This window comes from Solwaraspora sp. WMMD791 (assembly GCF_029581195.1).
Lineage (GTDB): Bacteria > Actinomycetota > Actinomycetes > Mycobacteriales > Micromonosporaceae > Micromonospora_E.
The window spans coordinates 215,885-241,182 of record NZ_CP120737.1 but is presented as its reverse complement, the minus strand read 5'-3'; the positions used below and the strand labels follow the sequence as shown (position 1 = coordinate 241,182).

Genomic DNA, 25,298 nt, shown 5'->3' with positions numbered 1-25,298 from the left:
CGGGGCGACGTCAGCAGCCGCCGACCCGCGTCCAGGGACTCCCCGCAGAGGCGGCGGGTTGCTGGTTGCGGGTCCACCACCGCGCGGTCCACAGCTGCCCCGCATGCACGACGGTCTCGCCACCGGTGTAGATCCACGACGACGTCCATTCCGGATGGAACCCGCCGGCACAGTGCCGGTGAGCGCCGAGTTCGGCCCAGGCGCCCCACGCCGCGCTGCCCGGTGTCTGGTTCCTCGTCCACCACTGGGCCTGGTAGGCCCGGCCTGCGTGGTGCACCAGGTCGCCTTCGGTGTAGACCTGCGACGCCTCCCAGGCAGGTACGGCCGGCGCCCACTGCGCATAGAGCGTCGCCGCGTTCTGCGCCAGCGCCGAGACGGCGGTCGTGGGGGTGACCGCGGTGCCAGTGCCGTCGGGCGCGGTGTTCCAGCCGGCGAACGCGAACGCCGGCCGGTGCAGACCGGTCCCCGGCACGTCCAGGCCGGCGTCGGACCACAGTAGTCCGCTGCGGGTCTCGGGCACCGTCCCGATGCCGCCGTTGAGGTCGTACGACACGGAGTGGACACCTTCGACGGCGGCGGCCCACGACAGCATCGGCGACTGGTTGGTGGTCGCCCGCAGCCGGATCGTCACCGGTCCATCGGCGGCCAGGTCGATGTCGTAGCTCGACACCCGCGACGGGGTGGCGGAATCGAGGGTGACCTGCGAGTCGACCCGGTGGGCGCTGCCGTCGTAGTCCAACAGGACGTCGTAGCTGCGGCTGTTGCCGGGCCACCAGGAGTGGCTGCCCGCGACGATCGCGTGGCGGCCCGCCGGCAGGTCGAAGGTGTAGCTGAGGGTCGCCCCCACCTGGTTGGCCGTGAACACGCCGGTGGTGGTGGTCTTGCTGTAGTCGCCGGCGACGATCCCCTTGTACTGGATGTCGCGGACGCCGGCGGCGTTGTGCGCCCCGAGGCCCCAGGTCGCGCCGCCGTCGAACACCTGATCGGGTACGGCGTTGAGCAGGTCGTCACCCAGCAGCTCGGCGACGGCCGCGTGGGCCGGCGAGTCGTACCCCAGCGTGCCGGCGGCGGTGCCGTTGACGTCGGCGAAGTAGCGCAACCCTCTCGGCACGACCTCGACCCAGGCCGTCGTGGTGGCGGCACCGTGGCTGCCCCGGACCGCGACCGTCGTCCAGGGCCGGCTGACGTCGAGTCCGGCGAGATCCCAGGTCACCGCCAGGTCCCTGGTGCTGCCGTCGGTCAGCCTGGCGGGCAGCGTCGCCGGTAGGTCACCCGGCGCCTGGCCGAGGTACGTCGCCCGCCACACCTGCGGAAGTGCGGCCACCCGGTTGGCCAGCGGGTAGCTGGCCGCCTGGAGCCGGGAGACGAGTTGCCCGGCGCCCTCGGCGTCGAGGCGGTAGCCCACCGGGTCGGCCAACGCCCGACCGGCCATCGCGATGGTGGTCTGCAGCAGCGCCCAGTCCTGGTCGGTGAAGTCGGCGGTGCGCTCGATCCGCGAGGCGGCCGCCAACGCCTGGCCGACCGCCGCGGTCGCCGCCGGCTCGGCGGGGGGCGCGCCGAGGACACCGACGGCGTCGACCACCAGCCTTCCCGCGATCACCTCGATGGTCACGGTGTGCCGACCCCACGGCAGGCCGCGCAGGGCGACGGTCTGCTGGAAGTTGGTGGCCGGCCGGGTCGCCAGGTTCGTCGCGACGAGTTCGCCGTCGACCCGGACGTCGAGCCGGGCGCTGCCGTCGTTGGGTCCCGTCACGTCGAGCCCGGACCCGGTGAACGTGTACGCGAGGGTGGCACCGGGCGCCTGGCTGGTCGACGACGAACGCTGGTACTCGTACATGCCGCCGCCGTTGGCGTGCCGCCAGCTTCCGCCGTAGTCGAGCATGCTGGCCGGCGGGTCGGCCAGGTCCGTCATCTCCAGGTTGTCGAGGAGTTCGCGGTAGTACGGCAGGTGGCCCGGCACCCGCTCGATCGTCAGGTTGTCGAACCGGGTGTGGTGGAAGCCGCTGGCGAGGTCGACCCGGCCTGACAGGTACGGCGTGGCGTCGGTCCAGCTGAACACCTGGTCGCCGTCGACGAAGCCGGTGATCTGGTGACCGGCGACCCGGATCGCCAGTCGGTGCCAGGCGGTGGCGTCGAATCCGGCGACGGTCCCGCTGGAGATCGTCGTACCGACGCGGCGGAACTGCCAGGTGCCGTCGGAGGCCAGCCGCAGCGCGTACGGCGTACCGCTCAGGCTGTGTGAGCTGCCGCCGCCGGTCGAGCGGGCGCCGACGGCCGCGTAGTTGTCGGACGCCGGTCCCCGGTCGAACCGCACGTCGACGCCCGCCTGGTAGTTGGTCCAGCGCAGATCACCGATGCCGGTGACGGGGTCGGCGTTGTTCCAGGCACCGCCGACCCCGGTCGCCGCCCGGTCGAGCTGCTGGCGCAGCACGTGGTTCCCGTCGCTGGTGCGGACCGTTTCGAATGCGCCGTTGCGGTCCCAGGTGTAGAGCGGGATGGCACCCGTGTCGCCGCCCCGGGAGTCGATGAAGCTCTCGGTCTGACCGGTGACGAGGCCGCCCGGACCGATCACCGGCACGGTCCTGCCGGCGTAGTCGAAGTCGTCGGCCCACAGCACGCCGTGTGCCGGGTCGGCGTCGAGCACCGTACGCTCGCCCTCGACCGGCAGCGGGGCCGTCCACTCCGGATCGTCGGTGACGTCGAGCGAGGTGACGGTGACGATCGAGTAGGGTGCGACGTTGATCGGGTAGGCACCGGCCGCACCTGGCGCGACGTCGGCGACGTGCCGTTTGTGGTGGGCATTGAACGCCTCACCCGCGCCGGCCGCCGTGGTCTGCCAGACGGCGAGGGTCGGGTCGGCGTCGAGGTCGAAGCCGACCGGCGTGATCTCGTAGGTCCGTGGGTACTCGGAGTCGTTGACGATCACCGTCGAGAAGTCCGACCCGTCCGGTGCCGCCATTGTCAGGTAGTTGGGCTGACCGTTGCGCCCGACGACCGGGTTGGTGCCGGTGGCGGTGGAGGCGCTGGCCTGCGGGACGACCCGCCAGATCCCGGCGGTGTTGGCGTCGTTCTCCCAGCCGGTGCGGGCGAAGCTGGTGAAGTGCTGCAGTACGGCCAGTCCGGCGTCGTAGTGCAGCCAACCCGACCACGGGTCACGGGCGGAGACGAGTTCCTTGAAGGAGTACTGGCCGCCCTCGAAGAACGAGCCGATGGCGGGTTGGTAGACGAAGTGCGTCCGCCGCGATTTGACGAAGCCCTTGACGATGGTGTTGGCCATCTCCAGCGCACTGCCCGTTCCGCCGAGGCCGGTGCCCGGCACGGTCGGGTCGGGCGTGTTGTTGTTCGGCCGGAACGACGAGTTGCTGAACGTCGCCTGCGCCTCGCTGTTCCAGATCTCCTTGTCGTACTGCTCGGCGAGCCGGGTGAAGTTGTGCTGCCCGTCGTCGTCGGTGTTGTAGTGGTAGCCGGCGACCGCGACCGCGTCACGCAGCTCGGCGTCGCTGACCATCGCGCCGCCGAAGGTGCCGACGCCGACCTCGTCGGAGATGACGAGCTGAATCCGGCGGTAGAGCTCCGCCTCGCCGGGGCGGAATCCGGCCAGCCCGGGATCGTCGCTCACGTAGCCGGTGGTGTCGGTGCGCACCTGGTGGGCGTACTGCTTGGTCCAGGTCAGGTCGGCGGCGTGCTCGTTCACGCCGGGGTTGACGTAGTCGACCATGAAGCCGTACTCGCGGTGGGCCGCCAGGATGGTGTTCTTGTACCAGGTGTAGATCTTCGCGTTGGTGTCCGCCCAGGCTGGCGCGTTCCACCGCAGGATGCTGACCTTGAGGTCGGGGTTGACCTTCCTGGCGTCGGCGGCCAGTTGGAAGCCGGGGTGCCGGGTCACGTTCGCCGGCTCGGTCTCCCAGCGCATGGTGGCCGGGTCGGAGCCGGTCGAGTTGTTCCGGTCGTTGCCCATCTCGATCTTGACGTGGCTCATGATCGGACGGTCGCCACCGAACAGGATCCGCAGCAGCCGCGCGTACACCTCGGGGTGCTGGGCCTTGTAGTCCATCAGCACCGCGCTGGTGCTGTTCGCGCTCAGTACGCCGAACCCTTTGAAGGTCAGGCCGTTGACGTTGTCAGCGGCGATGAGACTCGCGTCCACGGTGATCTCGACGGCTGCGGCGGCGGCGACGGCCGGCGTACTGGGGATCAGTTGCGATGGCGCGACCATCCCGCACGCGAGCAGGGCCGCGGTGACGGTCGTGACACGTCTACGCCTCATGGATGCCCCCTCTGCCGACCACGTGTTTCAGTCAGGTGCACGGTTGGTCACGCGACAGTAAATCGGTCGAAGATGCGCGTCAATGACAGGAATAGTTCAGATCCGATCGCTGACGACCACAATCGACCACATCGCGCGGCCCGGTGCACCCCAGGTCCGGCCAAACGGCCCGTCGTGGCGATAGTCCGGGACCGGCCACCGAACTCAACGACCCAAGATGGTCGCAAATGAACAGGACCGATCATCGTCAACGCAGATCGCCGGAGGGTCCTGTTGAACGACAACCCCGTACGCGGCACGTACCGGGCCGGACGGCGGCGGCCGGCGGCCGGCGGATCTCGCCGCCGGTAGACGCGGTGCTCGTCACGAGCCCGGTCAGCCCTGCCAGACTGCTTTGACGTTGCAGAACTCGCGGATGCCGTGCACCGACAACTCCCTGCCGTACCCGCTGGTCTTGATGCCGCCGAACGGCAGCTCCGGATAGGAGACGGTCATCCCGTTGACCGTGACGCTGCCGGCCGCCAACTCGTCGACGCAGCGGCGCTGCTCGGCCTGGTCGTCGGTCCACACCACCGCGCCGAGCCCGAACGCGGTGTCGTTGGCCACCGCGATCGCCTCGTCGAGGGAGTCGACCGGGTAGATCACCGCGACCGGGCCGAACGCCTCCTCGGCGTACAGCCGCATGGTCGGGTCGACGCCGGTCAGCACTGTCGGTGGGTAGAACCAGCCCGGCCCGTCCGGCAGTTTCGCGCCGGTCAGCACGGTCGCTCCCCGGGCCACCGCGTCGTCGACCAGGTCGGCCACGTCCTGGCGGGTCTGCGCGGTGGCCAGCGGGCCGACCTCAGTCGCCGGATCTGCCGGGTCACCGACCACCAGGGCGGCCATGCGGGCCACGAACTCACCGGTGAACTCGTCGAGCACCGCCCGGTGCACGATGAACCGTTTCGCCGCGATGCACGACTGCCCGTTGTTCTGGCAGCGGGCCCGCGCCGCGACCGACGCCGCCCGCGCCACGTCCGCCGACGGCAGCACGACGAACGGATCCGAGCCGCCCAGCTCCAGCACCGTCTTCTTCAGCGCCTGCCCGGCGGCGGCAGCCACCGCCCGGCCGGCCGCCTCGCTGCCGGTCAACGTCACCGCCGCCACCCGGTCATCGCGGATCACCCGGTCCACCGCCGACGCGCCGATCAGCAGGCTCTGGAACGCCCCGGCCGGGAACCCGGCCCGGGTGAACAGTTCCCCGAGGTAGATCGCGGTCTGCGGCACGTTGGAGGCGTGCTTGAGCAGGCCGACGTTGCCGGCCATCAGCGCTGGCGCGGCGAACCGCAGCGCCTGCCACAGCGGAAAGTTCCACGGCATCACGGCGAGCACCACGCCGAGCGGTTCGTAGCGTACGTACGCGCTGCGCGCGCCGACCCGCGCCGGGTCGACCGGCTCGTCGGCGAGCATCCGTTCAGCCTGCTCGGCGTAGAACCGGCATCCGGCGGCCGACTTGCGTACCTCGGCCAGCGCCGCGCCGATCGGTTTGCCCATCTCCAGGGTCAGGGTGGCGGCCAGGTCTGCGGCGTCGGCGTCGAGCAGGTCGGCGGCGGCCCGCAGCCAGGACGCCCGCTGAGCGAAGCCGGCGGCCCGCATCGGTGGCTGGGCGGCGTCCGCCGCCGCGAGGGCCTGCTCGATCTCGTCGTCGCTCATCGACGGGTACGTCCGTACGGTCTCGCCGGTGGCCGGGTTCACGGTGGCGATGGGCATGGTCATCCGTTCCTGTTCGTCGTCGAGCGCAAGGTTTCCAGTTCTGCGCGTACGGTGCTGAGCAGCGCGTGGGCGGCGGCCGGTGCGATCCGCGCCGGGTCGTGGACGATGCCGACGGTGCTGACCGCGCCGATGGCCAGCATCGGCTGACCACTGTGGCGCACCACGGTGGGTCGCTCGACGGGTGTCCCGACGCTGACCACCGCCGCCAGCCCGGCCGGCAGCTGCGGGACCTCATGCAGCAGGCCGGCGGCGGCGCTGTCGCGCAGCGCGACCGCCGGTGCCGGTCCATCGCCGGCTGTGGTGCCGGAGGGTTCCTCGGCGAGGCCGTTCGAGTCGGCGAGCCGGCGGGCAACGGCCGCAGGGTTGAGGTCCCCGGCGTCGCGCAGCACCCGTACGCCATGCCTGCCGTCCGAGCCGTCGACGATCACCGCCAGGTGCCGCCCGTCGGCGTCGGCGAGCGGGGTGCGGCGCAGCGCCCGGAGCAGTGCGACGGCGGCGAGCGGCCCGACCGGACGGTCGTCGACGGCTCCGAGCTGGGCTTCGACCAGCGCGGCTGCCACCGTACGGCCGGAGTCGGCCGGCGGCACGACGGCGGTGGTCGGTACGGCGGCAGCCGCAAACGCCGACGGGGTGACCGGCCGGCCGGCGGCGGCGAGCACGTCGGCGGGTCGTACCCGACCGGCCGGACCGGTCCCGCGCAGGCCGGCCAGGTCGACGCCGTGTTCGCCGGCGAGCCGCCGCACCCGGGGGCTGTGCTGCTGGCGGCTCACGACTGCAGCACCTTCTCGATGGTCTGCCCGATGCTCGCCACCGACGGGATGACCAGATCCTCCAGGGAATCAGCGGACGGCAGCGGAATGTGCGGGGTGGTGATCCGGTGGACCGGCCCGTCCAGGTCCCAGAACGCCTCGTCGGCGGCGATCGAGGCGATCTCCGCGCCCCAGCCGAGCAGCCGTGGGTTCTCCTCGACGGTGAACAGCCGGCCGGTGCGGTGTACCGAGTCCAGGATGGTGGTCACGTCCAGCGGCACCAGCGACCGGACGTCGATGACCTCGACGTCGATGCCCCGCCCGGCGAGTTCGTCGGCGGCCTGTAGCGCCCGGGGCACCATCAGGCCGAGGGCGACGACGGTGGCGTCCCGGCCCGACCGGCGGATCTTCGCGGTGCCGAGAGTGTCGACGATCTCGCCGTCGGGTACCTCGGCGCGACCCGAGTACAGTCCCTTGTGTTCGAAGAACAGCACCGGGTCGTCACTGCGCACGGCGGCGGCCATCAGGCCGATCACGTCGGTCGGGGTGGACGGGCTGACCACTTTCAGGCCGGGTACGGCCATCGCCCAGTTCTCCACCGATTGCGAATGCTGGGCGCCGAACCGCAGGCTGCCGCCATTACCGGATTTGATCACCAGCGGCAGGCTGACCTGACCGTTGGTCATGTACCGGGTCTTGGCGATCTGGTTGACCACGATGTCCCAGCAGACCGCGAAGAAGTCGGAGAACATGATCTCGGCGACGGGGCGCAGCCCGGTCATCGCCGCGCCCATCGCCGCGCCGAGGATGGCCTGCTCGGAGATCGGGGTGTCGACCACCCGGCGCGGCCCGAACCGGTCGAGCAGCCCGGCTGTCGTCTTGAACACCCCGCCGGCACCGGCTACGTCCTCGCCGACCAGCACCACCCGCTCGTCGCGGTCCATCTCCTGGGCGATGCCCCGGGCGACCGCCTCGCGGTAGCTCAGTTGCGCCATGACGATCCTCCATCCGCCCACAGCTCGGTCATCGCGCTGCCCGGTGGGGGCAGCTCACCGGCGCTGGCCTGCTCGGTCGCCTCGTCGACCGCGTCGGCGACCTCCTTGTCGATGCGGTCGAGGTGCGCCGGGTCGACGCCGAGACGCCGCAGCCGGCCCCGGTAGATCGTCACCGGGTCGTACGCCTTCCATGCGTCCACCTCGGCGGCCGGCCGGTACTTGCCCGGGTCGGCGCGGGAGTGCCCGCCGTGGCGGTAGGTGACCGCCTCGACCAGCGACGGCCCGGCGCCGGACCGGGCCCGGGCGAGGGCCCCCACAGCCGTCTGGTAGACCTCGTCGGCGTCGTTGCCGTCGATCTCGACCGGTGTCATCCCGTACGCCGCCGCCCGGTCGGCGGCCGGCCGGCGCACCGCGGTGATGTCGCTGGTGACGGTGTACTCCATGTACAGGTTGTTCTCGCAGACGAACACCACCGGCAGCCGGTACACGGCGGCGTAGTTGAGCGCCTCGTGGAACGCCCCGATGTTGGTGGTGCCGTCGCCGAAGAAGCAGACCGCGACCTGCCCGGAACCCCGGTACTGGGCGGACCAGGCCGCGCCGTTGGCGATCGTCAGGTGCGCGCCGATGATCGCGTACGAGCCCATCATGCCGTGCTCGACGCTGGTCAGGTGCATCGAGCCGCCCTTGCCGCCGAGCAGGCCGTTGGCCCGGCCGAGCAGTTCGGCCAGCACCGGGGTCATCCCGACGCCCCGGGCCAGGGTGTGCGCGTGGCCCCGGTAGGTGGCGAAGCTGTAGTCGTCGGGGCGCATCGCCACACCGAACCCGGCGGCGATCGCCTCCATGCCCAGCGACAGGTGACTGGTGCCCTTCACCAGCTGGCGCATGAACAGGTCGTACGCCCGCTTCTCGAACTGGCGCATCTCCTGCTGACGCCGGTAGAGGTGCAGCCGGGTGTCCAGGTCGATCGGTGCGCTGTCGTGCCGGGTCACGTCGCCCGGCGGCAGTACGGCGTCGTGTTCACCGTACGGGTGGTGTTGCAGCGGCAGGGTCATCGGTCCGCTCCGTCCGCGCCGGGCCGGTTGTTGATGTGCGACTGGCTGTGTCGTTGCAGCGGCAGCGCGCCGCCGGTGGTGAAGTAGCGCTGACCGGCGACGAGCAGCTGTTCGGCCGGGAACTTGGTGATCACTTCGGCGCCGTCGGCGGTGACGACCAACTCCTCCTCGATGCGGGCGGCGCCCCACCCGTCGGCGGCCGGCCAGTAGGTCTCCAGCGCGAAGACCATGCCTTCCTCGATCACCTCGGGGTACTCCAGTGAGACGAGCCGACTGAAGATCGGCTTCTCCCAGATGGACAGTCCGACGCCGTGGCCGTACTGCAGGCCGAACGCGGCCTCCTCGTCAGCGAAGCCGAACTCCTGGGCGGTCGGCCAGACCGAGACGATGTCGGCGGTGGTCGCACCCGGCTTGACCAGCTCGATCGCCTGGTCCATGTAGTCGCGGCACCGCTGGTAGGCGTCGACCTGCGCCCGGGAGGCGCTGCCCACCGCGAACGTGCGGTAGTAGCAGGTGCGGTAGCCCATGAAGCTGTGCAGGATGTCGAAGAACGCCGGGTCGCCGGGGCGGATCAGCCGGTCGCTGAACACGTGCGGGTGCGGCGAGCAGCGTTCCCCGGAGATCGCGTTGACCCCTTCGACCTGTTCCGAGCCGAGGTCGAACAGTTTCTTGGCGACCAGCCCGACGGTTTCGTTCTCCCGCACGCCGGGGCGCAGGAACGCGTACAGGTCGTCGTAGGCGGCGTCGACCATCGACGCGGCCGTGGTGAGCAGAGCGATCTCGTCGGGGGTCTTGATCCGCCGGGCTTCCAGGAAGACCTGCTGGCCGTCGACGACCTCGATGCCTCTGGCCTGCAATGCGGTGAGGATCGGCAGTTCGAGCATGTCGACGCCGAGCGGGGCGTCGGTCAACCCGTACCGGTCGAGTTCGGCGTAGATCTTGTCCGCGACCGCCTCGGCGATGCCGGCGTCGGGGTGGAATGCGCCGCGCAGCACCGAGATGCCGGCCCGGGATCCGCTGGTGCCCTGCGCGGCCGGGGCGATCTGGCGGCCCTCGCCGTCGGTCGCGCCCCGGTAGTCGAGCCATGGCGCGTACAGCTCGTGATGGCGGGCGGCGGAGCCGAAGTCCCACAGCACGGGTTCTCCGCCGCGCGGCAGCAGCGCGAAGCGGATCAGCTTGTCCATCGCCCAGGTGCCGATGTGGGTGGCGGTCATGTAGCGGATGTTGTGGAAGTCGAAGGTCAGCAGCGCCCCGACCGATGACGCGTCGAGCTGGCGGCGCAGCCGCGCCAGCCGCTCGCGGCGCAGCCGGGCCGGGTCGACCCGGGCCTCCCAGTCGACGACGTTCAACCCGAAGGTGGCGGTGCTCATCAGGTGTTCCTTTCGTGCGGCTGGCGGTCGTCCAGCGACGGCGACTGGTGGTCGGCCAGCGGTTGGTGGTCGGCCAGGCCGGCGGCGGCGGCCTGGATCTCGTAGAGGGCCAGCAGGTCCCGCTCACCGTGCCCGTGGCCGATGGCCTGCTGCACCAACTGGTGCACCATGGACACCACCGGCATCGGCACCTGGTGCTCGCGGGCGGCGGCCAGGCCGAGGTCGAGGTCCTTGCGCAGCAGTACGCCGGTGAAGGTGGGCGTCCAGTCCCGGTTGGCCAGATCGGGCGTACGCTGGCGCACCCACTCGGAGCCGACGACGGCGTTGCCGAGGAAGTCCAGGAACGCCCGGCGGTCGGTGCCGGCCTTCTCGACCAGGGTGGTGACCTCCACCAGCGCCTGCGCGAGCGCGCCCAGGTAGAGGTTGTGGGCCAGCTTCACCAGCCGGGCCTGCTCCTGCTCCCCGGCGTGCACGACGATCCGGCCGACGGCCCGCAGCAGCGGCTCGACCTCGGCGAAGGTTCCCGCCGGCCCGGAGGCGACCAGGCAGGCCCGCCCGGAGCCGACCACCTCCGGGTTGCCGCTGATCGGCGCGGCGAGGAACGCCACGCCGGCCCGCGCGCAGGCCGCGCGGGCGGCGGCGGAGGCGTCGACCGCGACCGTGGAGCAGTCCACCACGGTCCGCAGTGCTGTGTCGGCTGCGGACAGCAACCCGTCGCCGGGGTCGAGCACGGCGAGCAGGTCCTCGGAGGACGAGACCGAGACGAACACCACCGGGCAGGCGGCCAGCTCGGCGAGCGTCGCCGCGCGTACCGCTCCCTGCTCCACCAGCGGGCCGGCCTTGGCCGCGGTGCGGTTCCAGACGGTGACCTGGTGGCCGGCGTCGATCAGCCGCCGCGCGATCGCTGTGCCCATCCGCCCGGTGCCCAGTTGGCCGACCTTCATCGCGGTGCCGTCCCGATGTCGTCCGGTCCGGCCTCGGCCGAGCGCGGGTCGACCCGGACTCCGGCGCAGAGTTTCTGGTCGAGGTACTCCCAGTCCCGGTTGAACCGGTAGGAGTGCTGGGCGGGCGGCTGCGGCGACTGGGTCTCGATCCACCGGGTCCGCCCGTCGGTGCGGTTGTAGAAGGCGTGGTCGCAGCCGGAGCCGGTCCACAGCACGTCGCCGGGTTCGAGGCTGAGTTCGACGCCGCCGGCCACCACCGCCTCGGTGCGCCCTTCGGTGAACACGTACGCCTCCTCGAACGGGTGGTCGTGGGGGTGGGCGACCGCGGTCGGCTGGTACTCGACCATGAACATGGTGTGCAGCTGCGCGCCGACCCGCTGGTCGGCGAGCATCCGGATGCCGATACCGCTGTACGCGAGCAGCGCGGTGGCCATGCTGGCGGACACCTCCGGGGCGTTCGGGTCGCTGCCCCGGGCCAGCCGGCGCAGGTCCATCGAGTCGCTGTCGAAGCGGAAGAAGTGCCGGTTACGCGGGTCGCGCAGGTCGACGCCGCCGAGATCGCCGCCGCCGGTGAGCTCACCGGGGACGAAGAAGGTGTCCCGACGGTGGTCGCCGGGGAGCAGCCGCACCGGCGCGGACGTCTCCAACCACCGGGCACCGGCGCTGCCGGCGGTGAGCTGGTGCGCCACCGCCACCGGCACCAACGCGCAGTCGTCGGCCCGCAGGGTCAGTCGCTGTCCGAGCATGGTCAGGGTCAGTTCACCGGACCAGATCCACAGACTCTTCTCGTACGAGTGGACGGTGACCGCGATCGCGCCGCCCGGGTCGAGGATGCCGGTGCTCATCGTCATGTGGTGCGAGCCGGTCTCCCTGCCGATCAGGTCCTGGCGGCGGAAGCCGGTGCTGTGCTCGGCGTAGTCGGGCGGGGTGACCGCCCGCTCGTCGTCCATCCGGGTCACGTGGTACATGTGCTGATCCCCCTTCTTCGTACGCGGGTCTGCGGGCCCCCGGTCGGGCTTGCCGGCCTCAGTCGGCGGCGAGCGCGACGACGGCCCGCCGACGCCGCCGGCTGCGCAGCAGCGGGACCGACGCGGCGGCCACCACCAGGACGCCCTGGATCCAGAACTGCCAGGCGAGGCTGAACGACAGGAAACTGATCGCGCTGGTCACGGTCTGCAGGAACAGTGCGGCGGCGAGGGTGGCCAGCGCCGAACCGGAGCCGCCGAAGATGCTCGCCCCGCCGAGTACCACCGCCGCCACGGAGGCGAGGGTGAGCGCCTGGCCGACGGCGGCGTTGCCGACCCCGGTCTGCGCGTACAGCACCACCCCGCCGAGCGCGGCCAGCGCGCCGGCGGTGGCGTACCCGGTGAGTTTGGTCCGGGTGGTGTCGACGCCCATCCGCGCGGCCCGCACCGGGTCGGAGCCGGTGGCGCGCAGCGCCCGGCCGAGGCGCGAGCGGCGCAGCAGCAGGTGCCCGGCGACGCCGGCGGCGACCGCGACGAGGAAGGTCAGCGGTACGCCGGCGATCGTGGTGCCGAGCAGGGTCCGCAGTGCGCCGCTGGCCGCTCCGCCGGGCAGTGGCCGCAGCAGTTGCGCCACCCCGAGTACGCCGATCCCGGTGATCAGCGTGGCCACCACCGGGGGCAGCCCGACGGCGGTCACCAGGGTCCCGTTTATCAGGCCGACCAGGATGCCGGCGACGAGAGCCGCGACGATCCCGACGGCGAAGACGGCGGGCGCGCCGTCGGCGAAGAAGGAGACGGCGACCACCGCGACCGCCACCGTCGAACCGACCGACAGGTCGATCCCGCCGGTGAGGACGACGACCAGCTGGGCGAGGCCGACCAGGGCCAGCGACGCCGCGGCGACCAGCAGCTGCTGGAGGCTGATCAGGCTCAGGAAGGCCGGCGAGGCCGCGGCGGTGACCGCTCCGCAGACGACGGTCATCGCCAGCACGGCCAGGGTCTGCGTCTCGCCACCGAACAGCCGCCGCCGGGGCGGGCGAGTCCGGTTGGCACCGTGCTCGACCGCCGCTTCGGTGGCGAGCACGGCGGCGCCGGTGACGTGCCGTTCGGAGAGCGTGTCGGCGGCCAGTTCGGCCTGCACCCGGCCCCGGGAGAAGACCAGCACCCGGTCGCAGAGCCCTTCCAGCTCGACCGCGTCGGTGGACAGCACCACCACGGCGGCGCCGCGCGCGGCCAGCTCGCGCAGCACCCGGTAGATCTCCACCCGGGCACCGGCGTCGACGCCCTGGGTGGGGTCCTCGACCAGCAGTACGGCGGGCTCGCCGAGCGCCGCCCGGGCCAGCAGCGCCTTCTGCTGGTTGCCGCCGGACAGCGCGCCGACCGGACTGTCCAGGGTGGCCGTCTTGACCCGCAGGGAGGTCACCGCGGCGGCCACCGTCTGCCGCTCCGCGCTCCGCCGGGGCAGCACCCTGCCGATCGACACCGCCGGCAGGTGCGTCGCGGCCACGTTCTCCCGGACGCTGAGCTGGCCGAACATCGCTTCGGCCAGCCGTTCGCCGGAGAGGAAGACGATGCCGTGGCGGGCGGCTGCGGCCGGCCCGGTCAGCCGTACCGGCCGGCCGTCGACCGCCACCCGGCCGCTCGCCGGCACCAGGCCGGCGAGCGCCCGCAGGAACTGCCGCTGCCCGTTGCCCTCCACCCCGGCGAGGCCGAGGATCTCGCCGCGGCGTACCCCGCCGTCGACGCTCCGGAACCCGGTGCCGGTGAGACCGTCGAAGGCCAGCAGCGGCGGGTCGGGGTCGGCCTGCCCGGCTGTGGTCGGACCGGCTGTGGGCAGGTCGGCCTTTGGCGGGAAGGTGGTCTCCAGTGAGCGCCCGACGATCAGCTCGACGATCTCCTCGTCGGTGTGCGTCCCGACGTCGCCGCTGTCGACCACCCGGCCGTCGCGCAGCACGGTGAGCCGCTGCGCGATCTGGCGGATCTCCGGGATCCGGTGGGTGATGTAGACGACCGCCCCGCCGGCCGCGACCAGCCGGCGGACCTGTTCGAACAGCCACTCGGTTTCGTCCGGCCCGAGCGCCTCGGTGGGCTCGTCGAGGACGAGCACCTGCGGTTGGCTGCCAAGCGCGGCGGCGATCTCGACCAGGTGCGCCTGGCGTGGGGTGAGGTCGGCGACCAGGGTGGCGGCGTCGATGGGCAGGCCGAGTTCGTCGAGGTGGCGGCGGGTCCAGGCGGCCACCTGGTCGACGCCGGGCCGGACCCGCTCGGGCAGCAGCATCAGCATCGACTCGGCGACGGTGAGGCTGCCGACGAGCACCGGCGTCTGGTAGACCAGCGCCAGGCCGTCGTCACGGGCCAGCGCCGGGGTCAGCCGCCGGTGCTCCCGCCCGAGCAGGGTGATGGTGCCCGAGTCCGGGGCCACCGCGCCGGCGGCGACCCCGACCAGGGTGGACTTTCCGGCCCCGTTCTCGCCAAGGACGGCGTGCACCTCGCCGGCCCGCACGGTCAGGTCGACCCCGTCGAGGGCGCGCACGCCCGGATAGGTCTTGACGATCCCGCGCAGGGCCAACACGGTGTCGTGGCGGACCGACGTCGACATGGGTCAGCCCTCGAACAAGGCAGCGAGGTCGTCGGCGGACAGCTGCGACGAGGGCGAGGCACCCGGCGGCAGCGCCGGCTGGCAGGCGTCGGCGGGGGTGACCGCGCCGTCGGCGGCTCCGGTGGAGTCCTCGTAGAGGCTGAGCTGGATCAGCGACGGTTCCTGGTTGTCCAGGCCGTTGATCTGCGCGAGCGCCTTGCGCAGCCCGACCCGGCCGATCCAGGTACGGGCCGACACGGTGGCCAACTCGAAGTCCGGGTTGTCGGCCTTGGCGTCGTCGAACAGGCAGCTCAGTTCGTTGTCGTCGGTGGTGGCGATCGGCACCAGCGGCCGGCCGGCGCTCTGGAACGCCCGGATGGCGCCCATCGTGGCGGTGCCGTAGTCGCTGATCACGCCGTCGATCTGCGGGTACTTGGCGAGCAGGCCGGCCATCGCCTGCTGGGTCATGGCCGGGTCCCAGTTGGTGGTGACCGGCTCCGGGGTCAGTACGTTGATCTGCGGGGCGGTGGCGAAGACCTCGTTGATGCCTTCGAGCTCCTGCTGGCTGACCGCGTTGCCGGCCGGGCCGCCGAGCAGGACGACGTTGCCGCCCTCGGCACCGAGCTGGTCGACCATCCACTGTGCCCACAACACGCCGTCGTGCCGGGTGTCCCAGTCGACGTAGTCGAAGTAGTCGGTGCCGGGCGTACCGGTGGGGTCGGCGGCGATCGGCACGACGACCACGCCAGCGGCGTGAGCGGCCTGGATCGCCGGCAGGTGCGACGCGCCTGGTCCGGCTGACGGGACGACGAGCAGGATGTCGACGCCCTTGGCGGTCATGCCGGTGATGGCCGACAGGGTGGCCTGCAGGTCGCCGCGGCCGGCGGCGTACTCGACGCCCTCGATCGCCGGGCATTTCTGTGCCTCGTCCTCGATCTCGGCGCGGAGGATCCGCGACCACGAGTTGGTGCCGAAGCCGTCGACCAGTCCGACGGTGACCGGTTCGTCGCCGCAGACCTCGCTCATGTCGATCAGATCGGACAGCGGGCCGGTGTTGCCGATGGCGACGGTGCCGCCGTCGGTGCCGGTCTCCTCGTTCGGGGCGGCGGTCGACGAGCAGGCGGTGATGGTGAGGCAGGCGGTAGCGAACAAGGTGACGGCTGCCGACCGCCGGTTACGGCGCGGGTTCGTCGTTCGTGTCATCGGGATTCTCCTGACTTGATGATGGATCAGGATCATGAAATAGAGTGAAAATTCATCTGGATACGGCCGCAGTGGGCCGGACGGCGGAGATCACCGCCGACGGGTTCGACTCGACGGGATGGGTTATCCGCTGGTACGTCTGATCGCCCGTTGGCGCAGCCGCGCCGCGAGGCTGAGTTGGACCACCACGCCCACGCCGATGATCACGGCCTGGACGATGTTCTGGATCGCGGCCGTCTGGCTGTACGTCTGCACGAGTTGGTTGAGCTGGCCGAGGAACAGCGCGCCCAGTGCGGTGCCGACGAGGCTTCCCCGGCCGCCGGTGAGTGCGGTGCCGCCCAGCACGACGGCGGCCACCGACGGCAGCAGGTAACTGTCCCCCGCGCTGAGCGTGGTGGTGCGCAGGAAGCCGGCGAGCAGCACCCCGGTGACCCCGGCGAGCAGCCCGGACAGCAGGTAGGCGGCGACGGTGTAGCGCCGGGTGTTGATGCCGGCCGCGTGCGCGGCCCGCCGGTTCGCGCCGACCAGCTCGAACCGGCGGCCGATCACGGTGGTCTTGAGGACGAGTTGGGCGACGACGACCAGCGCCACCGCCAGGTAGAGCAGGTTGGGCAGGCCGAGGGTACGGCCCACCGCGAAGCCGGCGAACGACTCGGCGACCTGGGCGCTGTAGCCGCCGGACAGGTACTGCACGAAGCCGAGCAGCACCGCGTTCATGGCCAGCGTGACGACCAGGGCGGGTAGCCCCAGATAGGTCACCACGAGCCCGCTGGCCAGGCCGGCGACCGCGGCGAGGAGCAGTGCCAGCCCGATCGCCGGCGCGAGCCCGAGAGCGTCCGCGCCGCCGTAGCGGGCCACGACGAGCGCGCCGAGGGCGATGCCGCCGGCCACCGACAGATCGAGGCCGGCCTGCTGCACGACCAGGGTCTGACCGAGCGAGACCACCATGGTCAGCGCGGCGAACGGCAGCATGGCCAGCAGCGCCGTGCTGCCGACACTGGCCGGCGAGATGATCGCGCTGGCGGCGAAGAGCACCATGACCGCGGCCAGGGCGCGGCTCGCGGGCCAGCCGGCGAGTTGCACCCGCAACGGGTCGGCCAGCCGTACGGACGGTGGCGCCGACGTCGCCGGCGCGCCGGCGACGGTCTGGGCACTCATGCCAGCAGCAGCTTCGGGTCGGGCTGCCAGCCGCCGCCGATCGACGCGCCGTCGAGAGAGGAGATGACGTGGTCGCGGGAGGCTTCAGCGAGGCCGCGCAGCCGGTCGAGGTCCACTCCGACGAGTTTGCCGTCGCGCTTGACGAACCGGCCGGCCACCAGCACGTCGCGGACCATTCCGGGGTGAGCGGCGTAGACGATGGAGGCGACCGGGTTGTTCATCGGCATCGTAGCGAGCGAGTCACCGGCCAGGATCACGATGTCCGCCGCCTTGCCGACCTCCAGCGAGCCGGTGACCGCGTCCAGCCCGTTGGCCCGTGCGCCCTCGATGGTGGCGAAGCGCAGCACGTCGGCGCAGGACAGCCGGACCCGCTCGGGTGCCTCGCCGGCCGCGACCGCGGCGCTGTTGTCGGTGGCCCGCTGCACGGCGAGGGCGGTACGCATGGTGGTGAACATGTCGCCGCCGATGGAACTGCACACGTCGACTGACAGCGACGGCCGTACGCCGAGGTCGAGCAGCCGCCCGGTGGCCGGCCAGCCGTGCCCCATCTGCATCTCCACGTCGGGGGCGATCGACGCGGTGCCGCCGGTGTCGGCGATCAGGCGCAGCTCGTCGTCGGCGAGCGTGTTGCAGTGCACGTAGGTGACCTGGTCGCTGAGCAGGCCCTCGCCGTTCATCTGGTGGATCGGTTTGATCTTGCCCCAGTGTCCGTCACCGACGTGCACCGACACCCGCAGGTCCAGTTCCCGGGCGAGCTGGAAGTCGCCCTTGGTGACCTCCAGGGTGCTGAACTGCGGTCCGCGCAGCGCCAGCCCCATGGTGACCAGGCCGGTGTTGTCGGCGAACCGGCCGGCGCGCAGCCGACGTACGTCGGCCTCGGGGTGTGGCACCGGTGAGGGCATCACTCCGCCCCACTGCTGCGCGCCGCCGCCGTGGGCGAACACCGCGCGGAGTCCGGCGTCGGTCAGGGCGTCGACGGCGGCATCAGCGTGGTCGGGTGTGAAGAGGTTGTGTGACCAGTCGAGCAGGGTGGTGATGCCGGCGTCGAGCGCTTCCAGCGCGCCGATCAGCGTTCCGGCGTAGGTGTCCTCGGGCCGGAAGTAGCGGCTCAGCCCGACATGCAGGCCGACCAGGTACTGGTCCAGGGTCCAGTCCGAGGCGATGTTGCGGACTACCGCCTGCCAGGTGTGCCGGTGGGTGTCGACCAGCCCGGGCATGACGATGCGCCCGGACACGTCCACCCGCTGTGCGTCGCCGACGGGTAGGTCACGGCCGATGGCCGTGATCACCCCGTTGTCGATCAGTACGTCCGCCGGCCAGAGCACCTCGTCTGACCCGGCGCACGTGACAACTATTCCTCCCGTGAGCAGGACGTTGCCTGTCATCGGTGCCGTCCCTTCGTCGAACTACGTGAACGTCTTTGAAACCCAGGTGACTCGTCCAGGAAATGTGCCTGCCCAGGATGAGACGCACACCACGTCCGCGTCAAGCCTCAATCAACACTTCGTTCAACAACACTCACCGCAATCCCGGCATCAGCTAGCCGACAGCGGGCGCGATCGGGTAGATTCACTGGGATCGACTGATTGGGCTGTTTGGGGTGGCTTGACATTGTCTGAGGCGGAAGACCTGGGTGGGCGGATCCGCGCCGCCCGCCAAGCGCGCGGCATGTCGCTGCGGGCGCTCGCCAAGAAGGTCGGCGTCTCGGCGAGCATGCTCTCACTGGTCGAGACGGGCCGGTCCCGCTCCTCGGTGAGCACGCTGTACGCGATCGTCGAAGCACTCGACATGTCGATGGTCGACCTGTTCGACACCCCACCGTCGCCGAACGGCTCCGCGCCGGTCCCCGCCACCGCCACGATCGAGGCCCGGCTGGACACCGAGGTGGCGATCGTGCGCCGCGACCAGGGCCGACGGATCGAGATGGACAGCGGTGTCGTCTGGGAGCAGCTCGGCCTGGCGACCGGTTCCGGCACCGAGTTCCTGCGGGTCACCTACCCGCCCGGAGCGAAGTCCAGTGTGTCGGGCCGGTTCCAGCGGCACACCGGCCACGAGCACGCCTACATCATGGAGGGTGAGTTGACCTGCCAGGTCGGCTTCCAGGAGGTCGTGCTCAGCGCCGGGGACAGCATGGTGTTCGACTCGTCCCGCCCGCACCTGCTGGAGAACCGCAGCGACCAGGAGGTGCACGCGATCTGGTTCATCGTCCGCCCCAGGCCCGACTCCGGTCCGTGAGCATCGAGCACCCACCGACGGTCAGGCCACCGCGGCTTCGATCCACGCGACCGCGCTCGCGACGCCGTCCTCGGCCGTGATGCGCAGCGCCGCACCGATGGTGCCGGCACCGCGCGGTGATGCACCACGGCGGACACCCGGGGAACAACCAGTCGTGGGGTGCCCGCGTGTGGTGGGCAGGACACTGTCCGGTAGGCCCGCCGCGTCCAGTCCGCCCCAGCCGGTGGCGACGATGCCGCCCGCTCGGCTCAGCGGCGGGCGAGCGCCTGGGCGATCAGCCACTCGCTGTCGGTCCAGAGCTGCTGTGCCCGGGCGACGTCGTACGACTCGGGCGAGGACCGGGCGATCTTCGGACCCTCCAGGTAGGCGCCGGTGGTGCCGTCGAACCGGGCCTCGGCGACCAGGTCGGTCAGGTGTCGGGCGGAGGCCCGGGAGCTGCGGGCACCGGGCAGCAGCGCGCTGATCAGCGGGGCGGCCATCCGGTAGCCGGCCCGGGCGAGCGCCGGGTAGTCGCGGGAGAGGCTGGTGTCGGGCATCAGGCCCGGGTCGTACGCGTTGACGCTGATCGGCCGCCCGTCCAGTCGGCGGGCGAGCTCGTAGACGAAGTAGATGTTCGCCAGCTTCGAGGTGGAGTAGCGGACCCGTCCCGCCGTCGGGGTCGAGTCGGCGTCGGACGGGTCGGCGAGTTCGCGGGCGCTGGTCCAACGCGGCTCCGGGAAGCCCATGCCCTTCTCCCGCCAGTGGGTGCCGCTGCTGACGATCGCGATCCGGGCCCCGGCGGCCAGGTCGTCGAGCAGTCCGGTGACGAGCAGGTGGTGACCGAGGTGGTTGGTGGCGAAGGTGAGCTCGTAGCCGTCGGCGGACCGGCGTACCCCGTCGACGACCTGGATGCCGGCGTTGCCGACGATGGCGTGCAGTGGCGGACGCTGCCCGGACCGGCGCAGTGCCCCGGCGGCGTCCGCGACCGATCGCAGGTCGGCCAGGTCGATCCGGAGCAGTTCGAGGCTCGCCCCGGGCGTCCGGCGGCGGATCTGCCGGGCCGCCTGCTCCCCCCGGCTCTCCGACCGGTGACCGAGCACGACGTGCCAGCCCTGGGCGGCGAGCCGGGCGGCGACGCGCAGTCCGAGGCCGGTGGTGGCCCCGGTGATGACGACGGTTCTCATCGGAGTGAGCCCTTCGACAGGTTGACGTTGTCAACCCGAGCGTACGTCGCCAGGTTGACAGCGTCAACCTCATCTAGGATCGGACGATGAGCACCCGGGACGACCTGGTCGCCGCAGCGACCGCGCTGATCGACGAGGGTGGCCCCGAGCGGGTCACCCTCCGGGAGGTCGGGCGTCGGGCCGGCGTGTCGCACAACGCGCCGTACAAGCACTTCACCGACAAGCAGGCCCTGCTGGAGGCCGTCGCCATCCAGGAGTTCGACCGGCTCGAACGCGTCATGACGGCGACACCGACGCCCCGGACCGAGGCCGCCGCGCTGCTGCGGCGCGTCCTGCTCGACTACGTACGCTGGGCGCAGCACCATCCCCGTCGGTTCGCGCTGGTATACGGGTGGTCGATGAACGCCTCGACGGACCTGCACGAGCGGGCCGGCGCCACCTGGCGGCGACTCGTCGAGCTGACCGCCGAGGCCCAGGCCGCCGGGGCCCTGCCCGCCGGCGACCCGGAGCGCGCCGCAGCCCTGGTCCGCGCGCTGGCGCACGGGGCCGCCGACCTGTCCATCACCGGCCACCTCGCGGCCGACGGAAAGGGCCGGGCCAGCGCCGAGGACCTGGTCGAAGACCTGCTCCGGGTACTGCGTCAGGCCGGGCGGTCGAGCTGATCCGGGCGTGACACCTGCTCCAAGGCCGGATCGTGGCGCAACACGGCGACGTGAAGTTGCTGCAGCGCCGGCGCCGGGTCGACACCCAGCTCCGTGGAGAGCCAGACCCGACGCTGGTGATAGACGCTGACCGCCTCGGCGCTCCGTCCGGACTGGTGCAGCGCGAGCATCGCTGCCGACGTCAGCCGGTCCCGGGTCGGATGTGCGGCCGACAACGCCGCTAGTTCGTCCGCGATCAACCTGTGGTTACCCAACCGCAGCTCCACCTCGTAAAGGTCCTCGATCGCGGTCAACCGGGCCGCCTCGAGGCTGCTCACCAGGGCGCCGGCCGGTCCGGCCAGCGACCAGCCGCCCAGGACCGGCCCACGCCACAGTCCGAGGGCCTGCCGCAGCACGTCGCGCGCCCGCAGGTCGGAAGTACTTCCCCGGGCATCAACGATCAACTCCCCGAACCGGTGAGCATCGACCGCCGGGGTGGGGATCCGTAACACGTATCCGTCGTCCCCGGTGGCAACCGACTGGTGGACCGGGCCGTCGCCGGCCGCGCGCAGCAGCGCCCGCAGCTCCGACAGGCGGCTGTGCAGCACGGCCCGCGGCCGGGCCGGTGGCCGGCCCGGCCACAGTAGCTCGATCAGCTGCTCACTGGGGACTGTCCGATTGACCTCGATGCCGAGAATTCCCAGGATCAGGCGGTGCTGGCGCTTGGCGAGGTGAACCGGCGTACCTCTGATGAGAACCTCGACCGGCCCCAGGACCCGAACTTCCAACCCAACTCCCGGTGGTGTAGGACCCAGATACCCACCGTAGAGGCGAAGCCGAAGCGCGGGAACCGCGTGGGAGCGGTGTGGGAAGTATGCGGGAAGCGGCGCGGAAGCCACCGGCAAGGACACCGCCGAACAATCACACCTACGTATCGATCAACAAGGGAGTGTCATCATGCCAACCGCGACGCAGCTCGACCTCGACCCGGCCCTGGCCGAGGAGATCGTCACCCGGTGGCTGACCGGTACACCGGTCGACGGCTGGGAGAACCCGGCCGGCCAGCTGTTCACCAGCGGCGACTACGCCGTGCAGGACATCACCATGACCACCAGTGGGTGCGGCACCAACTGCAGTTCCTGCACCGGCTCCCGGCCCGTTCAGTGCTGCTGATCCGGCCATGACCGATACCACGGCGCCGACGGCGACGAGCGAGTCCGTGCTGGTGACGGTGGGGCCGGATGGCCCGGTCGACCCGCCGGCAGCGGTGGTACCGGGCCGGATGACAGCGAGTTTCGACCCTGTTCTGGACCGTCTGGTCGTGCCGGCAGTCGAGCGACTGGCGGTCCAGCTCAGGGACGTCCCTGACCTGGGCGCCGGCGAACGGGAGGCGATCGTCGCCGCCGCTACCCGGGCGTGGCGCGAAGCGGTTCGCCCGAAGGTGACCCGGGCCCTGGTGCTGGACGTGCACGCCGCGCGGATCACCGGCAGGTTGGCCGGGCCGGACCCGCGTGCCCGGTGGGAACACTGGCTGGAACTGGCCACCGCCGACGGATTCTGGCCGTCGCTGGACGCCCGCTTCCCGACGCTGCGCCAGCGGGTCGGCACGGTGCTGACCAACGCCCGCCGGGCGGTGACGGCGTTCGCGTACCGGTTCGCGGCGGACCGGGCCGATCTGCCGCCCACGGTGTTGCCGCCGGGCGACGCCACGCTGATCGACGTCGAGTTCGGCTCCGGGGACACACACCGCGGCGGGCAGAGCGTCGCGGTGGTCCGCTGCGCCACCGGACCGGTCGTATACAAGCCGCGGTCCCTGCACGTCGACGCGGCGCTGGCCGGGCTCGTCGCCCGGCTGCTGCCCGACGAGCCGGCAGCCACCCGGATCCGGGTGCCCGCGGTCCTGGCCCGCGACGGGTACGGCTGGGCCGCCCACGTCGCCCACCGCTACTGCGCCGACGACGACGAGTTGCACACGTTCTACCGGGGACTCGGCCAGTGGACCGCCATCATGCGCATGCTCGGCGGCAGCGACCTGCACGCGGAGAACCTGATCGCCGCCGGACCGGTGCCGGTGGTCGTCGACTGCGAGACCCTGTTCACCCCGCAGCCGCCGCTGCTCCCGTCGGGGTACGGGCTGGCCACCGACCGGGCCGCCCGTGCACTCAGTTCGTCGGTGCTGGGCACCGGACTGCTGCCCGGACGGGGCGTCGCGCTGGCGTGGCGCGGGCTGGATCCGTCCGGGGCCGGCGGCCTCAAGGGCGAGCAGCCGAACGTGTCCGTACCGGTGCTGGTCGACGAGGGCACCGACCAGGTCCGCCTCGCGTACGCCGATTTCGATCCCCCCGAGGCCGCCAACCAGCCGAGCGCCGAGCCGGTCCTGGCCCGATTCTGGGGCGACGTGTGCGACGCCTTCGACGAGCTGACCGACCGGCTGCGGGAAATGGACCGGAGTGGCCGGCTCGACCCGTTGCTCACCGCGTTCGTCGGCGGCGAGGTGCGCGTCGTCCGCCGCGACACCGAGACGTACGCCGAACTGGCCCGGATGCTGTGGCACCCGACCTCGCTGCACGACGAGCCGGCGGCCCGGGCCACGGTCACCGATCTGCTGATCCGGCACGGGCAACGCGCCGCCGCAGCGCCCGACGAGCCCGAGGTCGTCGCCACCGAGGTCGCCGACCTGCTCGTCGGGGACATCCCGATGTTCACCATGCAGGCGAGCACACAGCTCATCGGCGACGCGCTGCGCCGCTGGCGCGAGGCCGACCAGGAGCTGGACCGCCAGGTGCTACGGTCCGCGCTGATCAGCGCCTATCTGAGCGAGACGCCACCCGCGCCGCCCGGCCCGCCGCTGGTCCCCCGGCTGGTGCGTCCGAACGATCTGGACCGACGTCGGCGGGCGCTCGCCGCAGACGTCGTCCGCATCCTGCTCGCCACCGCCGTGCGGGGCACGGACCGGACGGCCACCTGGATCGCGCCGGTGATCGTGGCCAATGCCGGCTGGGCGGTGCAGCCGTTGCCCACCGACATGTATCTCGGCACCGCCGGGATCGCGGTGCTGCTCGCCGCGTACCGGCACGAGGTGGCGGCGGGACGCGCCGATCCGGTCGACGGGGCCGCCGAACTGCTCGACGCCGTACTGGCCAGCATGCGGGCCGCCGAGGACCAAACTGAGGCGGACCGGGCCACCGGCATCCCGATCCGGCCCGACCCGGCCGGCGGCTACGTCGGGCTCGGCGCCCGGATCTGGGCCTGGCTGCTGCTTCGTCAGCTCCTCGGCGACGGGCCGGTGTCCGCCGGTGTGACAGCCGGCGAACCGATGGCTGGCGAACCGATGGCCGACGAGGCGCTGCGCCGGGCGCGGGCGGTCGCCGCGCTGGTGCCGCCCGCTGTGCGGGCCGCCGATGCATACGACCTGCTGCGGGGGCCGGCCGGAGCGATCGTGCCGCTGCTGCGGCTGGCCGAGCTCGACGGCGACGCCCGCTGGGTGGAGACGGCCGGCGCGATCGGTGAACACCTGCGGGCCGCCGCCCGGCCGGCCGGCCCCACCGGCGGCAGCAGCCCGGCCAGCGGCGACGCCCAGGCATTTCCGACGGCGGCGTGGTGGCCGGGTCCGTTCGCCACCGACGGCCTGGGCGGGGTGTCGCACGGCGCCACCGGCATCGGCTGGGCGCTGTCCCACCTCGACGGCTGCCACGACCTGGCGGCGGCGGCGTTCCGCTACGAGGAGTCGCTCTACGACCCTGGCCTGCCCGGTTGGCTGGACATGCGCAAGCCGGAGCGGCCGACCGACGCTGCGGCGTGGTGCCACGGATCGGTCGGCATCGGCATCGTCGCCGCCGACCAACTGCGCCGCTCCCCTGACGCGCCGACCCGCGACCGCTGGACCGACATGCTGCGCCGGGCTGCGGCGGCGAGCTGGCCGGCGGGCATGGGTGCCAACCACACCCTCTGTCACGGCGAACTCGGCACCTGGGAGTTGCTGCGCGCGGCGATGGCCGCCGACGTGGCCCCGCCGCAGGTCGATGCCGACGAGCTCGACGCCCGGGTGCTGACCGGGATCGAGGAGTTCGGGGCGGTGGCCGGCCCCAACCGGGACGCGTTCCGGCCCGGTCTGCTGCACGGCATCGGCGGCATCGGCTACCAGCTGCTGCGGATGCATCCGCAGTGCCCGCTGCCGTCGGTGCTGCTGCCCGATCCCGGTCCCCCGGGTCGGCTGGCGTAGGGCG

Annotated in this window: 17 protein-coding genes and 1 pseudogene; 4 read left to right on the top strand and 14 right to left on the bottom strand. The window is 72.0% G+C overall.

All coding sequences use genetic code 11. The annotated features are described in order from the left end of the window. Positions 1-10: 10 nt before the first annotated feature. The 12 genes and pseudogenes from O7623_RS01145 to O7623_RS01090 all read right to left on the bottom strand — a co-directional run bounded on the left by O7623_RS01145 (position 11) and on the right by O7623_RS01090 (position 18,418). Complete coding sequence (locus O7623_RS01145) at positions 11-4,267, bottom strand: carbohydrate-binding protein (protein WP_282226702.1); 4,257 nt, start codon at positions 4,265-4,267, stop codon at positions 11-13. A 375-nt stretch (positions 4,268-4,642) separates the two neighbouring features. After that, positions 4,643-6,016: an NADP-dependent succinic semialdehyde dehydrogenase gene (locus tag O7623_RS01140; protein ID WP_282229685.1), complete on the bottom strand. Its 1,374-nt coding sequence runs from the start codon at positions 6,014-6,016 to the stop codon at positions 4,643-4,645. A gap of 647 nt (positions 6,017-6,663) precedes the next feature. Beyond that, positions 6,664-6,771, bottom strand: a pseudogene (locus O7623_RS01135) (E3 binding domain-containing protein); the annotation flags it as partial. 14 nt (positions 6,772-6,785) lie between these two features. Continuing rightward, on the bottom strand, positions 6,786-7,763 hold the full coding sequence (locus tag O7623_RS01130) for an alpha-ketoacid dehydrogenase subunit beta (protein WP_282226701.1): 978 nt from the start codon (positions 7,761-7,763) through the stop codon (positions 6,786-6,788). Further along, positions 7,751-8,815, bottom strand: a complete 1,065-nt coding sequence (locus O7623_RS01125; protein ID WP_282226700.1) for a thiamine pyrophosphate-dependent dehydrogenase E1 component subunit alpha — start codon at positions 8,813-8,815, stop codon at positions 7,751-7,753. The genes O7623_RS01130 and O7623_RS01125 overlap by 13 nt, the downstream gene beginning before the upstream one ends. Then, positions 8,812-10,185: a M24 family metallopeptidase gene (locus O7623_RS01120; RefSeq protein WP_282226699.1), complete on the bottom strand. Its 1,374-nt coding sequence runs from the start codon at positions 10,183-10,185 to the stop codon at positions 8,812-8,814. The genes O7623_RS01125 and O7623_RS01120 overlap by 4 nt, the downstream gene beginning before the upstream one ends. Next, positions 10,185-11,129, bottom strand: coding sequence for an NAD(P)-dependent oxidoreductase (locus O7623_RS01115; protein WP_282226698.1), 945 nt, complete (start codon positions 11,127-11,129; stop codon positions 10,185-10,187). The genes O7623_RS01120 and O7623_RS01115 overlap by 1 nt, the downstream gene beginning before the upstream one ends. Further along, positions 11,126-12,097 carry a cupin domain-containing protein gene (locus O7623_RS01110; RefSeq protein WP_282226697.1) on the bottom strand — a complete coding sequence of 324 codons (972 nt, stop codon included), beginning with the start codon at positions 12,095-12,097 and terminating at the stop codon, positions 11,126-11,128. Before O7623_RS01110 ends, O7623_RS01115 begins: the two co-directional genes overlap by 4 nt. A gap of 58 nt (positions 12,098-12,155) precedes the next feature. Beyond that, positions 12,156-14,693 carry an ATP-binding cassette domain-containing protein gene (locus O7623_RS01105; RefSeq protein ID WP_282226696.1) on the bottom strand — a complete coding sequence of 846 codons (2,538 nt, stop codon included), beginning with the start codon at positions 14,691-14,693 and terminating at the stop codon, positions 12,156-12,158. A 3-nt stretch (positions 14,694-14,696) separates the two neighbouring features. Next, positions 14,697-15,875 carry a substrate-binding domain-containing protein gene (locus O7623_RS01100; RefSeq protein WP_282226695.1) on the bottom strand — a complete coding sequence of 393 codons (1,179 nt, stop codon included), beginning with the start codon at positions 15,873-15,875 and terminating at the stop codon, positions 14,697-14,699. Between the two features lie 123 nt (positions 15,876-15,998). After that, positions 15,999-17,033 (bottom strand): ABC transporter permease, encoded by a 1,035-nt coding sequence (locus O7623_RS01095; RefSeq protein WP_282226694.1) that lies wholly within the window; start codon positions 17,031-17,033, stop codon positions 15,999-16,001. After that, positions 17,030-18,418 (bottom strand): amidohydrolase family protein, encoded by a 1,389-nt coding sequence (locus O7623_RS01090; protein ID WP_282226693.1) that lies wholly within the window; start codon positions 18,416-18,418, stop codon positions 17,030-17,032. Before O7623_RS01090 ends, O7623_RS01095 begins: the two co-directional genes overlap by 4 nt. Positions 18,419-18,644: 226 nt before the next feature. Here O7623_RS01090 and O7623_RS01085 point away from each other — a divergent pair, with 226 nt between their 5' ends. Continuing rightward, positions 18,645-19,268: a cupin domain-containing protein gene (locus tag O7623_RS01085; RefSeq protein ID WP_282226692.1), complete on the top strand. Its 624-nt coding sequence runs from the start codon at positions 18,645-18,647 to the stop codon at positions 19,266-19,268. 248 nt (positions 19,269-19,516) lie between these two features. On the opposite strand, the gene O7623_RS01080 is transcribed toward O7623_RS01085, so the two are convergent. Next, a complete protein-coding gene (locus tag O7623_RS01080; RefSeq protein WP_282226691.1) occupies positions 19,517-20,431 on the bottom strand; it encodes an SDR family NAD(P)-dependent oxidoreductase in 915 nt (304 codons plus the stop codon). 86 nt (positions 20,432-20,517) lie between these two features. Here O7623_RS01080 and O7623_RS01075 point away from each other — a divergent pair, with 86 nt between their 5' ends. Continuing rightward, the gene (locus O7623_RS01075) at positions 20,518-21,093 is read left to right on the top strand and encodes a TetR/AcrR family transcriptional regulator (RefSeq protein ID WP_282226690.1); all 576 of its coding nucleotides are present in this window, start codon (positions 20,518-20,520) and stop codon (positions 21,091-21,093) included. On the opposite strand, the gene O7623_RS01070 is transcribed toward O7623_RS01075, so the two are convergent. Continuing rightward, entirely contained in the window at positions 21,072-21,860 is a 789-nt protein-coding gene (locus O7623_RS01070) for an AfsR/SARP family transcriptional regulator (RefSeq protein ID WP_282226689.1), read from the bottom strand. The genes O7623_RS01075 and O7623_RS01070 overlap by 22 nt on opposite strands. 169 nt (positions 21,861-22,029) lie before the next feature. Between O7623_RS01070 and O7623_RS01065 the strand changes: the two genes are divergently transcribed. Beyond that, positions 22,030-22,245, top strand: a complete 216-nt coding sequence (locus tag O7623_RS01065) for a DUF6229 family protein (protein ID WP_282226688.1) — start codon at positions 22,030-22,032, stop codon at positions 22,243-22,245. Between the two features lie 109 nt (positions 22,246-22,354). Next, positions 22,355-25,294, top strand: a complete 2,940-nt coding sequence (locus tag O7623_RS01060) for a type 2 lanthipeptide synthetase LanM family protein (protein ID WP_282229684.1) — start codon at positions 22,355-22,357, stop codon at positions 25,292-25,294. Positions 25,295-25,298: the final 4 nt, after the last annotated feature.

Coding starts and splice junctions, on each gene's coding strand:
- O7623_RS01145 (WP_282226702.1), bottom strand. CDS start 4,267: ATGAGGCGTAGACGTGTCACGACCGTCACCGCGGCCCTGCTCGCGTGC.
- O7623_RS01140 (WP_282229685.1), bottom strand. CDS start 6,016: ATGCCCATCGCCACCGTGAACCCGGCCACCGGCGAGACCGTACGGACG.
- O7623_RS01130 (WP_282226701.1), bottom strand. CDS start 7,763: ATGGCGCAACTGAGCTACCGCGAGGCGGTCGCCCGGGGCATCGCCCAG.
- O7623_RS01125 (WP_282226700.1), bottom strand. CDS start 8,815: ATGACCCTGCCGCTGCAACACCACCCGTACGGTGAACACGACGCCGTA.
- O7623_RS01120 (WP_282226699.1), bottom strand. CDS start 10,185: ATGAGCACCGCCACCTTCGGGTTGAACGTCGTCGACTGGGAGGCCCGG.
- O7623_RS01115 (WP_282226698.1), bottom strand. CDS start 11,129: ATGAAGGTCGGCCAACTGGGCACCGGGCGGATGGGCACAGCGATCGCG.
- O7623_RS01110 (WP_282226697.1), bottom strand. CDS start 12,097: ATGTACCACGTGACCCGGATGGACGACGAGCGGGCGGTCACCCCGCCC.
- O7623_RS01105 (WP_282226696.1), bottom strand. CDS start 14,693: ATGTCGACGTCGGTCCGCCACGACACCGTGTTGGCCCTGCGCGGGATC.
- O7623_RS01100 (WP_282226695.1), bottom strand. CDS start 15,875: ATGACACGAACGACGAACCCGCGCCGTAACCGGCGGTCGGCAGCCGTC.
- O7623_RS01095 (WP_282226694.1), bottom strand. CDS start 17,033: ATGAGTGCCCAGACCGTCGCCGGCGCGCCGGCGACGTCGGCGCCACCG.
- O7623_RS01090 (WP_282226693.1), bottom strand. CDS start 18,418: ATGACAGGCAACGTCCTGCTCACGGGAGGAATAGTTGTCACGTGCGCC.
- O7623_RS01080 (WP_282226691.1), bottom strand. CDS start 20,431: ATGAGAACCGTCGTCATCACCGGGGCCACCACCGGCCTCGGACTGCGC.
- O7623_RS01075 (WP_282226690.1), top strand. CDS start 20,518: ATGAGCACCCGGGACGACCTGGTCGCCGCAGCGACCGCGCTGATCGAC.
- O7623_RS01065 (WP_282226688.1), top strand. CDS start 22,030: ATGCCAACCGCGACGCAGCTCGACCTCGACCCGGCCCTGGCCGAGGAG.
- O7623_RS01060 (WP_282229684.1), top strand. CDS start 22,355: ATGACAGCGAGTTTCGACCCTGTTCTGGACCGTCTGGTCGTGCCGGCA.